This window comes from Arcobacter sp. YIC-80 (genome assembly GCF_044841725.1).
Lineage (GTDB): Bacteria > Campylobacterota > Campylobacteria > Campylobacterales > Arcobacteraceae > Arcobacter_B.
In genome coordinates this window covers 632,427-645,180 of sequence record NZ_JBJBSI010000001.1, presented here as the reverse complement: position 1 = coordinate 645,180, position 12,754 = coordinate 632,427, and the positions used below count along the sequence as shown (strand labels likewise).

General features: G+C 26.5%; 11 protein-coding genes. 9 read left to right on the top strand and 2 right to left on the bottom strand.

Going from position 1 to position 12,754, the window contains the following annotated elements; translation table 11 throughout:
• Positions 1-49: 49 nt before the first annotated feature.
• Entirely contained in the window at positions 50-376 is a 327-nt protein-coding gene (locus tag ACH5BK_RS02990; protein ID WP_404304322.1) for an EscU/YscU/HrcU family type III secretion system export apparatus switch protein, read from the bottom strand.
• Position 377: 1 nt separating this feature from the next.
• The gene (locus ACH5BK_RS02985; RefSeq protein ID WP_404304321.1) at positions 378-2,480 is read right to left on the bottom strand and encodes a flagellar hook-length control protein FliK; all 2,103 of its coding nucleotides are present in this window, start codon (positions 2,478-2,480) and stop codon (positions 378-380) included.
• Between the two features lie 63 nt (positions 2,481-2,543).
• On the opposite strand from ACH5BK_RS02985, the gene ACH5BK_RS02980 reads away from it, so the two are divergent.
• The 9 genes from ACH5BK_RS02980 to ftsZ all read left to right on the top strand — a co-directional run bounded on the left by ACH5BK_RS02980 (position 2,544) and on the right by ftsZ (position 12,751).
• Positions 2,544-3,038, top strand: coding sequence for a gluconate 2-dehydrogenase subunit 3 family protein (locus tag ACH5BK_RS02980; RefSeq protein WP_404304320.1), 495 nt, complete (start codon positions 2,544-2,546; stop codon positions 3,036-3,038).
• Positions 3,035-4,690 (top strand): GMC family oxidoreductase, encoded by a 1,656-nt coding sequence (locus ACH5BK_RS02975; RefSeq protein ID WP_404304319.1) that lies wholly within the window; start codon positions 3,035-3,037, stop codon positions 4,688-4,690. Before ACH5BK_RS02980 ends, ACH5BK_RS02975 begins: the two co-directional genes overlap by 4 nt.
• 18 nt (positions 4,691-4,708) lie before the next feature.
• Positions 4,709-5,548 (top strand): hypothetical protein, encoded by an 840-nt coding sequence (locus ACH5BK_RS02970; protein ID WP_404304318.1) that lies wholly within the window; start codon positions 4,709-4,711, stop codon positions 5,546-5,548.
• 91 nt (positions 5,549-5,639) lie between these two features.
• The gene (gene arsC / locus ACH5BK_RS02965; RefSeq protein ID WP_404304317.1) at positions 5,640-5,990 is read left to right on the top strand and encodes an arsenate reductase (glutaredoxin); all 351 of its coding nucleotides are present in this window, start codon (positions 5,640-5,642) and stop codon (positions 5,988-5,990) included.
• Positions 5,990-6,343: a hypothetical protein gene (locus ACH5BK_RS02960; protein ID WP_404304316.1), complete on the top strand. Its 354-nt coding sequence runs from the start codon at positions 5,990-5,992 to the stop codon at positions 6,341-6,343. The genes arsC and ACH5BK_RS02960 overlap by 1 nt, the downstream gene beginning before the upstream one ends.
• A complete protein-coding gene (locus ACH5BK_RS02955; RefSeq protein ID WP_404304315.1) occupies positions 6,343-8,670 on the top strand; it encodes an AAA family ATPase in 2,328 nt (775 codons plus the stop codon). Before ACH5BK_RS02960 ends, ACH5BK_RS02955 begins: the two co-directional genes overlap by 1 nt.
• 84 nt (positions 8,671-8,754) lie before the next feature.
• Positions 8,755-10,218 (top strand): peptidylprolyl isomerase, encoded by a 1,464-nt coding sequence (locus tag ACH5BK_RS02950; RefSeq protein ID WP_404304314.1) that lies wholly within the window; start codon positions 8,755-8,757, stop codon positions 10,216-10,218.
• Positions 10,219-10,221: 3 nt separating this feature from the next.
• Positions 10,222-11,619, top strand: a complete 1,398-nt coding sequence (ftsA, locus tag ACH5BK_RS02945; RefSeq protein ID WP_404304313.1) for a cell division protein FtsA — start codon at positions 10,222-10,224, stop codon at positions 11,617-11,619.
• A 1-nt stretch (position 11,620) separates the two neighbouring features.
• On the top strand, positions 11,621-12,751 hold the full coding sequence (gene ftsZ, locus ACH5BK_RS02940; RefSeq protein ID WP_404304312.1) for a cell division protein FtsZ: 1,131 nt from the start codon (positions 11,621-11,623) through the stop codon (positions 12,749-12,751).
• Positions 12,752-12,754: the final 3 nt, after the last annotated feature.

Genomic DNA, 12,754 nt, shown 5'->3' with positions numbered 1-12,754 from the left:
CTTTATATTTAATTTTGGCGATTATAGTATAAACTCTCTTATATATTTATCAATCTCTTTTTTCTATTTTTTCTTCAAGTTTCTCATCAATTTTTTTACCTTGATTGGTCATATCATAAATAAAAGAGAATATTTCAGCCACAGCTTTATACATACTTCCAGGAATTTCTTTATCTAAATCAAGTTGAGATAAAAGTTCTACTAAATCTTCATCTTTTTTAATTGGTATATTATTTTCTCTTGCGATTTTGATGATATTATTAGCTGTTTCTCCTTTTCCTTTTGCAGTTACTTTTGGAGCACTATCATTATTGATATCATATTTTAAAGCAGCAGCTTTAGTAGTATAGTTTTCTTGTTTTATTTCTTTTTGCATTTTAAACTCTTATATCAATGCCAGAGTTAAAACTAGAATTATCATAGGCATTTTTGTTATATGTTTGTGTTTGTTTATCTTCTTGGTTATTCTCTTCTTTTAAATCAAGAAGTTTTATATTTACAGGAATTAAATCTACATTATTTAATGACTTTTTTAATCCTTGTAAATTATCTCTTACTTTTTCTTTAAAATGTTCTCTTTGTGCATAGATAGTTATATCAATCTTATTTTTATCATAAAGTCCCATCATTAAGTCAACTTTACCAAAATCTTTTAATGTTAGATGAATTTGACAATAAAACTTTTCTTCATCTTTTGATTTTTTTATTCCAATACTTCCTTCTTCTAACATATCCCATAAAAAAGGTACATAAACATAGTTTGACTGTGAACTTAGTGATAATAGTTGATGATAATCAATTTGCATTAGCATTTTATCAACTTGTTTAAATAACTCTTGAGATTTCTGATCTGTTTTGGAAACTAACTCATCTTGCATTTGAAGAAGTATGGATTTCATATCATTTGAAAGGGCAGAAGCATTTTCTTTACTTTGGTTTGGATTTATAGCTTGGTTTAGATTTGAATTTTGAATATTTTCTTTTATTGTTGCTTCAATTTTTTCAACCACTTCTAAAATCTGATTTTGAATAGCTGGTGCATTTGGATTTACTTGATTAGCTGATAAGTTTGTAATACTCTCTTTTAAAAGTAAAATTAGACTATTTAAATTGTTTGAAAAATTATTAGGAAAACTAGTTGCTATATTACTTTGATTATTATTTAGATTAAGGTTTGATAAAGGGTTTGTTTTAGTATTTTCTGTATTAATATTTGGATTTTGTATTTTAGCAAATAGATTTTCTAGATTTTCTAGTTTTGAAACTATTTTATTTGATACACTTAAATCAATATTTTTAATATTAGATAATTCTGTTTTCAATGAAACAATATTTTCTTTTAAATTTGTAAGAACAGAGCTTTTTTCATTGCTAATATTAACAAAATTTTGAACTTTTGTTTCTAGGTTTGAAATATTTTCAGATATATTTTTTAAGTTTAATATCAAGTTTGAAATATTTTGATTTTGATTTGATGCTTGTTTTATTTCATTTGAATTAAGTAGATTATTTAATAAAGCTTTTGGTTCTATAAGTTTATCATTTTTTGTAAATAAGTCATTTGACTTTAACAGATTATCTATTTGCTCATTAATAACTTTACTAGCATTTGGATTATTTGTATTTGACAAATTAAACTGTGTTTTAATCTCACTTAATAGTTGTTTTGTTTCGATATTTACTTGCTCTTTTGTATTAAGAAGGGCATTTGTTTGATTTGTAGAAGTTTGTGGGGCTTGTATGTTATTTGAGCTAATTGTTTTTAAATTATCAAGTTTTGATTCAAGAAGTGCTCCTTGTGAAACAATAGCTTTTAATTGATTAGTCAACTTTGATAAGTCTTTTGTAGTGCTATTTTCAAGAGTACTTACTAAATTTTGTAGCAAAGGTACAAGTGTTTTTAGATTTTCTGTGCTTTTATTTGTTGTAGAAGTAGGGACTTGCTGTAATGTTTTGGTAATAATTTCATTTACTTGCTTAGCTATTGGCGTATTTATATCTTTTATTAAGTTTTGTATTTGATTTAAAAGTTTTTCTATATTTGGAGAAAGCAAGGTTTTTGATTGAGTATTTTGAGCTATTTTAGCTTCTAAAAAAACCCCTGATTTATTTATTTGTTCCTTTAGACTATTTTCATCAATATTTACAATGTTTTTTAAAAAAGATTCAAGGCTTGGTTTAAATTTATTTAGGTTTGAATTAGAATCAATTTGAGATAAAACTGATGTTAATGATTTTGAAAAAGAGCCTAAGTCTTTAAAAGCATTTGTATTTTTTAAAATATTTTCTATGTTTGTATTTGTTTTAGTACCATTTCTTATATCATCAAAAAGGTTTTTTAAAACATCATTTACAGATACTGATTTATTTTTTATCATATCTTGTAAAGTTTTTGAGTCAGCCTCTTTTAAAACCTCTTTTAAGGCTTTATTATCATTTGGTAATAGTACATTTAAAAGTGAATTATTTGATACTAACATCTTAAAAGTATATCATAATTTAAAATATTTTTACTTTTACTACTATTTGGGTAAAGTATGTTTATGAAAAGAAGAGAATTTATCAAATTTAGCACATTTACTTTTATTGCATTTAAAAGTACAGAAGTTTTTGCAAAGGTTTTTACAAAAGAAGATTTACTAATACTTGAAAATCTTTTTGAAATTTTATTTCCAAAAACAAAAGAGATGCCAAGTTCAAAACAGTTTGGGGCTTTGAGTTTTTTAGTAAAGACTATTAATCATTCAAGTTTCAATAATAGTGATAAGTCATTTGTATTACAAGGTTTAAAAGATTTTAATTCAAGTTTTCCAAATTTTATTAACTTAGAAAAACAAAAAAAAGAAAAGTTAATCTATGAAATAGTAAATTCTAATGATTATGCTCAATCATGGCTATCTAAACTTGTATATTATGGAATAGAAGCATTATTGGGTGATCCAATTTATGGTGGGAATAAAAATCAAATAGGCTGGCAAAGTCTAAGACATAGTGTAGGTTACCCAAGACCAAAATTGAAATATGGACAAAAGTTATGATGTATGATATTTGTGTAATAGGAAGTGGAGCAGGTGCTGGACCTATAATCTATGAATTAAGTAAAGCAGGGTTTAAAGTATGTGTTTTAGAAAAAGGTGAAGTCTATAAAAGAAAAGATTTTTCAAAGGATGAAATAGCAACAGTAAGAAGGGATATTTATACACCTAAATTAGATGAAGAGTATCATACAATTGAAGAAAATATTGATGGAAAATGGATAAAGTTTCCTACTTATGAAACAGGCTGGAGCTTTTGGAATGGAAATATTCTTGGCGGCTCTTCAAATTTTATGAGTGGTTTTTTTTATAGACTTAAGCCTAATGATTTTAAATTAAAAACTATTTATGGAAAAGCAAAAGGCTCAAATATAGAAGATTGGCCTATTTCTTATGAAGAACTTGAACCTTTTTATGATAAAGTTGAAAAAATTGTAGGTGTTTCAGGAGAACCTAGTTTTTATAAACATCAAGAACCAAGAAGTTCAAAAAATTTTCCTTTTAAACCTTTAGATGAACACCCAATTGTAAAACTTATAGATAAAGCCTCAACTCAATTAGCTTACTCTATAGTTAAAACACCAAGAGCAATAATCAGTAAAAACAGTAATCATAGAAGTGCTTGTTATTACTCTAATTATTGTGGCTCTTATGCTTGTTCTAGTGGAGCAAAAGGAAGCAGTAGAGAAGCATTGATTCTTCCCTCTTTAAAAACAAATAATGTGACAATAATTCCTAATGCTTTTGTTTATAAGCTAAATGTAAACAAAGAGAAAAAGATTATATCAGCAAATTATTATACAAAAGAGAAAAAAAGTAAAGAAATTAAAGCAAAACTTTTTGTAGTAGCAGCTCAAGCTGTTGAAACTTCAAGACTTTTATTAAATTCAAAGTCAGAAACATTTCCTAAAGGCTTAGCAAATAATAGTGGAAATGTAGGGAAAAACTTTCTTTCAACAGCAGGTGGAGTAGTAAGTGGAACATTTGATGAAACTAATATGGAGTTAAAACAGCTTTTAAAACCTGGACTTTTTGTAAATAGAGCTATAAAAGACTTTTATTATACAAAGGATTTTAAAGGTGGAATGATAGAGTTAGTTTTTGATCATGCAAATCCTATTAAAAGAGCAAATAGCTTAAAATGGGATGGCTCAAAGCTTTTAATAGGTAAGGCTCTACAAGACAAAATTTATGAAAAATTTACTAAAACAAGAACATTAAATATAGAAATATTTGTAGACTGGACTCCAAATGATAACAGTTTTATTAGTGTAGATGAAAAATATAAAGATAAATATGGAGTTCCTGTTGCAAATATAAGAATAGGTGCATTTAAAGATGATATTAAAATATCAAAATTTTTAGAAGAAAAGGCCATAGCTTTATTTAAACAAATGAAAGTGAAAAATATAAACTCAAATATTTCTGAATTACCAGCACAAAACTTACTTGCTGGGGGATGTAGATTTGGAGATGATCCTAAAACTTCTGTTTTAAATAAACATTGTCAAGCTCATGAAATAAATAATCTTTTTATAAGTGATGCAAGTTTTATGCCTACTGGTGGTAGTGTTCCGTATACTTTTACTATTTATGCTAATTCCTTTAGAGTTGCAGAATATATTAAAAAAAATTATGATAAAATAATGACCTAAATTTATTTTGGAGATTTAATGAAAAAACTACTTTTATTTACTATTACACCTTTTATTTGTTTTGCTCAAATGGATGATTATATGCCATTAAGTAAGTTTTCTAATGAAAAAAAGATTGAATACAACTTTGTAGAAAAAAAACAAAAACAAAAAAAAGTAAAGCCACTCATAAAAAAAGTAAAACCATTCATAAAAAAAGAAAAAAATGAACAAAAAGTTCTTCTTTCACCTATGAAAAAAGAAGTAGAAGTAATCAAAGTACGAGAAAATATTTTAAATGATGAAGTAAAGCAAGAAGATATTTTAGAAGAGAAAAATAGTATAACTATTGATAATACTATTGTTGAAGTAAGATTTGAATACTCACCCATTGATATTGACATCTCAAATGCAACTACATCATTATCTGAAAATGCAAATGCTTTTTCTCCTATACTTTCATATCAAAATAATAAAAATAAATTTACTTTTGAATTTTTTATGACAGATAAAAAGTTTGAGACTAAACTTTATAAATTAAATTATAAAAGAATATTTGATAAGCTTCAATTAGGAGTAGGATTAAATAGATATGAACTTACTGCAAATTCACAAAAAGCAAAAGAAAATTATTTTGATATTCAAGCAAATTATAGAAATGAAATCCAAGCTATAAATAATTTATGGTTTGATGTTGAAGGCTCTATTGGAACAGGGGATAAGATTGATGCACTAGAGTATAAGTTTACACTTGGCTATCAAAATAATCAATTTAAAGAATCCTCTTATATCTTAGGTTATAAGGGCAAAGAGTTTGAATCAGATGGAATTGATATGTCTTATAAAGGGCCTTTTATAGGTATTCAAACACAGTTTTAATTAATACTTTTCTTACAAATTGTAATATTTCAAGCTTTGTAAAATATTTTTGGATATAATCGTTTAAAATTATGAATAAGGTATAAAAAGTATGGAAGATATTACAATTTGGCATAATCCAAGATGTTCAAAATCAAGAAATGCACTTAATCTACTAGAAGAAAAAAATATTGAAGCAAAAGTTGTTAAATATTTAGATGAAACTCCTTCAAAAGATGAACTAAAAGATATTTTAAATAAGTTAAATATGACAGCTCAAGAACTTATGAGAAAAGGTGAAACTATATATAAAGAGCTAGCTTTAGAAAATGAAACAAATGAAGACAAACTTCTTGAAGCAATGATAAACAATCCTAAACTAATTGAGCGACCTGTTATTATAAAAGGTGATAAAGCTGTAATTGCTAGACCTATAGAAAATTTAGAAGAGTTACTTAAATAATGCATGAAAAACAACAAAGAATAAGATATATTAGAGTTTTAGAAAAGTTTTTTACAAGAACTGTATCTTTACTTAAACTTGATAACTTTGATGTTGAATTATTCAAACAAAGAACAAAAAAGAACTACGAAGATTTAAAAAGAGTAGAGGCTGTACCTTTGCATTCTGCTTATCTTACTTCTTTAACAGAATTTTTAAATACTACTTTACAATATATTGAAAATCATACAGAAGATTTTGAAGATGAAAAATCTACTTTATTAAAGCAAGCAAATTTAATTCAAAAAGAAAAAAAGAAAAAAACATATACAAAAGATAAGCATAAAAAACATAAGTTTAATGATGGATATTAATGGCAAGTAATCAAGAAGAATATAAAACTTTTAAATTATCAGGGGTTCTAAAAAAAGTATTATATAAAAACGATGAAACAAAATATATCATAGCTGTATTGGAAAATAATCAGAAAGTATGTGGTACATATTTTGATACTGATATCGAAAAAATGGTAGGTGAAGAAATAATTCTTGTTGGAAACTGGACTACACATAAAAAATATGGAGTTCAATTTGAATTTGATACCTTAGAATTAAAAGAAGCTGAGATATTTTTCTTTTTAACAAAAATTGTAAAAGGTATTGGAAATAAATTTGCCCACGAACTTTTGGAAAAATATAGTGAAGAAGAATTAATTGAAATATTAAATAATAATCCTAAAGAACTTCTAAAATTTAAAGGTATAAAAGAAAAGAAACTAGAAAAAATAGTTTCATCTTGGCAAAAATTTAAGCACTTAAGAGAATTAGGTTCTTTTTTAGCCAAATTTGGAGTGACTTCAAATCTTATTACAAAAATATATTCAGCTTTTGGTGAAGTTGATAACTTAATTGAAAAAATCAAAAAAAATCCATATATGTTGATAAGTATTAGAGGTATAGGTTTTAAAAGAGCAGATGAAATAGCAAAAGCTATAGGAATTGATCCTAGAAGTGAATTTAGAATAATGGCTTGTTTAAACTATACTTTAAGAGAGTATTGTGATAATAATGGAAATTCATCAATAGATAAATTTCATTTATATAAACTTCTTGATGAGTCATTAAACTTTTCTAATGAAAATGCTTTATATGAAGAAGCTCTATCAAAAATGCTTGTTGAAGAAGAAATATATGTAACAAAAGAGAATAGATATGCTTTATCTATGCTTTTTAATGCAGAAAAAAATATTTTAGATTTCTTTCAAAGAAGAGAGGATGAAAAAAACAAAAAAATAATTGCAGATTTTGATTCATATTTAGAAAAAAAAGAAAAAACTTTAGGCTTTGAATTAAGTACAGAGCAAAAAAAAGCAGTTGAACTTATAAATGAAGGACATAAAACACTTTTTTTAATAGGTTATGCAGGTACTGGTAAGTCTACATCAAGTAGGGCTATTTTAGAACTTCTTGAAGAAGTTGTATCTTATGATGATATTATAACTATTGCTTTAAGTGGTATTGCCAGTCAAAGAATTTCAGATACTACTGGATATAACTCTTCTACTATTCAGTCTTTATTAGTAAAACATAAAGAAAAAGATTTTTTTCCTCATAAAGTTATACTTTTAGATGAGGCATCGATGGTAAATTCTGTAACATTTCATCAAATAATATCAAAAATATCAGATGAAACTATATTTATCATAGTTGGTGATGATGGTCAATTACCTGCAATTGGAGCTGGTAATATTCTAGCTGATGCTATTAAATATAAACTTGCACCAATTTGTAAACTTACAAAAATTTATAGACAAAATGAAAATCAGGCAATAGCTGTAATAGCAAATGATATAAGAAAGGGTGAAATTCCTAAATATAATGAAAAATATGAAGATTTTAGTTTTCAAAATGTTTCAATTTCAAACTATTATGCTCAAAAAAACTCTGTTTCTTCAAATGAGTTTTCAAATATAAGGGGAGAAAACTCTACACTTATTTTAAATAATATTTTAAATATTTCAGCTTCTTATATTCAAAAGTATTATGATTTAATAAAACAAAAAGACATAAATAAAGCTTTGATTTTATTTCAAGTAATAACACCAATGAAAAATGGTATTTTGGGTGTTGAAAATTTAAATATGCAATTACAAAAACTTTTTAATCATACAAAAGGAAAAGCTTTTCAAACCAAGCTTTATGAGTATAAAATTACAGATAAAGTAATTCATGTAAAAAATGAAAATATGAGAGCTCAAACTATGCAAATGTATAAAAGTGGCTCAACAGACTTTTTGGAAAAAAGAGTATTTAATGGTCAATTAGGGCTTATTATAAAGCTTGATTTTGATGAAGAGAAATGTATTGTTTTATATCCTAATGATGATATGGTAGTATTTTATGATTTTGAAAATGTTTCTTCTTTATTATCTTTAGCTTATTGTCTAACAATTCATAAAACACAAGGTATGGAATATGATAATGCTTTAATTCCTATGAGTTTTTCTCACTATATTATGCATAATACAAAACTTCTTTATACTGCAATAACAAGAGCAAAAAAAATGTGTTTTATTGTTGGGGAAGAAGAAGCTTTCAAAAGTGCATGTAAAAAAATAGAAATAACAATAAGAGAGTCTGTAATCAATGATTTACTAAGTAAACAAGACTTAATAAAAAATGAAGTTTTACCTCAGTTATAAATTTTGAATACATAAATTAACTTTAACTAACTTAAAAGAAATTTTACAGTAATATATTTAAAATTTTTAAGAGGATTATGTTTTATGATAAGTTGGATGCAAAGACACAAAAAATGGCTAGTTATTACTATTTGGATAAGTACAATAGCATTTGTTGGAGCTGGCTTTGTTGGTTGGGGTTCATACGAGTATGGCAAACAAGGTGGAGTAGTAGCAGTAGTAGGTGACAGAGAAGTATCTGTTGAAGAGTATCAACAAGAATATTCAAATTTATATGAACAGTATGCAAGACTATTTGGTGATAGTTTTAATCAAGAAATGGCTGATAAGCTTAATTTAAAAGATGTTGCTTATAAGCAAGTACTACAAAAAAATCTTATCTTATCTTATGGAGATTCATTAGGTTTAAAAGTTACAAATGAAGATATTGCTAAAGAGTTAGTAAAATATCAAGCATTTTTAAAAGATGGAAAATTTGATAAAGATACTTATATCAAAGTTTTATCTCAAAATAGAACAACTCCTGTTAAGTTTGAAGACTCTTTAAAAAGAGGAATTTTATTAACTAAAATTCAAAAACTATTTGATATAAAAGCAAATCAAAAAGAAGTTGAGAATTTAAGTAAATTACTTTTCTTAGAAGATGATATTTCAATGAAAATTTTAACATTAAATGATGTCAATGTTGAAGCTAAGGAAGAAGATATCAAAAAATACTGGGAAGAGAACAAAAATGCTTATATGTCAGAAGTTAAATATCAAGTAATGTCTTTAGATATGCCACTTCAAGCATCAAACCCAAGTGAAGAAGAAATTAAAAACTATTATGATAAATTTAGATTAGATTTCAAAAAAGAAGATGGAAAAATAAAATCTTTTGAAGAAGCTAAAGCTGATGTTATTAAAAAATTAGATGAAAAGTTTACTAAAAAAGAAGCACTTAAAAAGTATCTTAAAATTAAAAAAGGTGACGAGCAGTTAAAAAATGTTGCTACATTTACAACTTCAACTATGCCTTATTCACAAGAGAATAATAATGAAATTATTAACTCAAAAGTAGGTTCTTTAAATAAGCCATTTTTTGAAAATGATAAGTTTGTAATTACTCAATTAGTTAAAATTGAAAAAGCTAAACCTTTATCTTTTGAAGATGCAAAACAGATGGCTAAGAAAGATTATATTTTTGTAACAAAACAAAAAAATCTTGAAGAAATGGCTCAAAAACAAGCTTCATCTTTCAAAGGTATTAAAATAAAAGGTGTTACAAGAGAATCAATTGATAAAATCACTTTATTAGAAGCACAAGAAGCTGCACAATTTTTAAATCAGTTATTTTCATCAACTAAAAAAGAAGGTTTTATTAAACTAAATGATAAAGTAGTATTATACAGAGTTAATAATTCTAAATTGGGTTCTTATAATAAAGATAGAGATAATGCTGTTAGGTCTACATTAACACAGTTACAATCACAAGAGTTAATGACTAATTTAGTAAATGCTTTAGAAAATACTTACGAAATACAATCTTCAATCCAAACAAAGGAATAATAATTGAGTAATACTATCTTAGCAATTGATATTGGTTCATCTAGTATAACAGCAGTTATTGCAAAACATGATTTAGAATATAATATTAGTATTCTAGGTACTGGTATCCAAAATAGCGAAGGTGTTAATAAAGGCTTAATAATTAATATTGAAGAGGCATCTAAAGCTATTAAAAATGCTGTTACATTAGCAAAAAGAAATACAACAGAAACAATTGAAACTTCAATAGTTTCTGTTTCAGGAAGTTATACTAAAAGTATAAGAAGTTCTGGTTCTGTAAATGTACCAAATGGACTTATTACTGAAACCGAAATTAATCAAGTAATGCAAATGGCTTTATATAATGCAACTATTGTTCCTGAATATGAAGTGGTTCATGTAATACCAATTTTTTTCAAGGTTGATGATTCTGTTGATGTTGATAACCCTCTTAATATGAATGGTTCGAGACTTGAAGTATCTGTTTATATTGTTACTGCAAAAAGAACTGCATTAACAAATATAAAATCGGCTTTAAAAGTATCAGGTATTGATATGACTACTTTTGTTTTAGATGGTTATGCTTCTGCTATTTCTATTTTAGATAATCAACAAAAAAGATTTGGTACAACAGTAATAAATCTTGGAGCAACAACTACAGAGTTTGTTTGTTATAAGGGTAACTCTATGATTTATAATGGATTTATTCCTGTTGGGTCAAACCATATCACAAATGATTTATCAGTAATGCTTCATACTCCTCCTGTAGCAGCAGAAAGAATTAAAACTGAATATGGGTCTTTAACAAAAGATTATACACCTAATAATGAACTAGGTGTTACAAAAGTTAAAATTCCAAGAATAGGTGATGAGGATACTAACTCAGAGGTTGCCCTTGATTATATTCAAACTATCATTCATGCAAGAGTTGAAGAAGTATTAGTTCTTGTAAGAAATCAATTGAAAAAAAGTGGAATTTTAGATAATGTAGGTTCAGGAGTAGTTATTACAGGTGGAATGTCGAGTTTAGAAGGAATTAAACCTTTAGCTGAAAAAATATATGAGGGTATTCCTATTTCTGTTTCTAACCCTAAAAATATTAAAAATGGGTATTTAAATTTTGATGATCCAAGTATGTCTACAATAGTTGGATTATTAGAATATTCTTTAGGTGCGACAAGAAATTACGAGTTAGATTCAAGTAAACAACTTGTGAAACCGATAAAAAAAGAACCAAGAATTGAAAATAAAGTTATTGAAAATTCACAAGCCTCTATGAGTGATACAAGAAGAGGGTTTGAAAATGAGATGAATAAGCCAAATGAGGAAATAAGAGACACTTCAGCTGTATTAACACCTTTAGAAAAAGATAAGAAAAAAGGTGTTTCTAAGTTCTGGAGTAAAATATCGGAGTGGTTTTAAAATGGATAATTTATTTAAGGTGGACGATATCAAAGAAGAAATGCCAAACAAAGTGTTGTCAGATAATGTAGCAAAAATTTCTGTAATAGGAATTGGTGGTGGTGGTTGTAATATGATTAACCACATGATAAAAGAAGGTTGTAAAAAAGTTGATTTAATTGCTGCTAATACTGACTTACAAGTGTTACATATTTCTCAAGCACCTAAAAAAATTCAATTAGGTGTTAAGTTAACAAAAGGACTTGGTGCTGGAATGAAACCTGAAATTGGTAGAGATTCAGCTGTTGAGAGTTATGAAGAGATTAAATCTGCACTTAAAGGTGCTGATATTGTATTTATTGCTGCAGGACTTGGTGGAGGTACTGGAACAGGTGCTGCTGCTATTGTTGCTAAAGCTGCAAAGGAAGCAGGTGCTTTAACTGTTTCTGTTGTAACTAAACCTTTTACTTGGGAAGGTAAAAAAAGAGCAGGACTGGCAAGTCTTGGGCTTGAAGAACTTAAAAAAGTAAGTGATTCAATTATAGTTGTACCAAATGATAGACTATTAGAGATTATTGATGAAAATGTTGGTATGAAAGATGCCTTTAAAATTATTGATAATATTTTATATCAAGCTGTAAATGGTATGTCTGAGGTTATTTTAAATCCAGGTAATTCAGATATTAATACTGACTTTGCTGACGTTAAAACTATCATGCAGCATAGAGGTATGGCATTAATGGGTATTGGTAAAGCAAAAGGAGAAGATGCTGCACAAAGAGCCTTAGAAGATGCAATTGAATCACCTTTACTAGATAAAATGTCATTAAATGGGGCAAAGGGTATTTTAATTCACTTTAATATTCATCCACAAGTATCATTATTTGCTATTAATAATGTAATGGGAAGTATCAATGATAGAATGGATCATAATGCTGAAATTATATTTGGTACAACATCAGATAGAACACTTGAAAAAGATGAAGTAAAAATCACTATTGTTGCTACTGGTTTTGAATCAAAAGAAGATTTAGATAATGGAAAAGAAGACTCACATGAAGATGATGCAAATAAAAATTTATCATCTGATGATGAGAACTTTTTAGATATTCCACCATTAATGCGAGATTACGTAGTAAAATACCAATTTTAAAAA

What these genes read in the sequence shown, in the direction of transcription:
- ACH5BK_RS02960 (WP_404304316.1), top strand. Translation starts at nt 5,990, where the DNA reads ATGCATGAAAAACAACAAAGAATAAGATATATTAGAGTTTTAGAAAAG.
- ACH5BK_RS02975 (WP_404304319.1), top strand. Translation starts at nt 3,035, where the DNA reads ATGATGTATGATATTTGTGTAATAGGAAGTGGAGCAGGTGCTGGACCT.
- ACH5BK_RS02980 (WP_404304320.1), top strand. Translation starts at nt 2,544, where the DNA reads ATGAAAAGAAGAGAATTTATCAAATTTAGCACATTTACTTTTATTGCA.
- ACH5BK_RS02990 (WP_404304322.1), bottom strand. Translation starts at nt 376, where the DNA reads ATGCAAAAAGAAATAAAACAAGAAAACTATACTACTAAAGCTGCTGCT.
- ACH5BK_RS02970 (WP_404304318.1), top strand. Translation starts at nt 4,709, where the DNA reads ATGAAAAAACTACTTTTATTTACTATTACACCTTTTATTTGTTTTGCT.
- ftsZ (WP_404304312.1), top strand. Translation starts at nt 11,621, where the DNA reads ATGGATAATTTATTTAAGGTGGACGATATCAAAGAAGAAATGCCAAAC.
- ACH5BK_RS02950 (WP_404304314.1), top strand. Translation starts at nt 8,755, where the DNA reads ATGATAAGTTGGATGCAAAGACACAAAAAATGGCTAGTTATTACTATT.
- ACH5BK_RS02985 (WP_404304321.1), bottom strand. Translation starts at nt 2,480, where the DNA reads ATGTTAGTATCAAATAATTCACTTTTAAATGTACTATTACCAAATGAT.
- ACH5BK_RS02955 (WP_404304315.1), top strand. Translation starts at nt 6,343, where the DNA reads ATGGCAAGTAATCAAGAAGAATATAAAACTTTTAAATTATCAGGGGTT.
- arsC (WP_404304317.1), top strand. Translation starts at nt 5,640, where the DNA reads ATGGAAGATATTACAATTTGGCATAATCCAAGATGTTCAAAATCAAGA.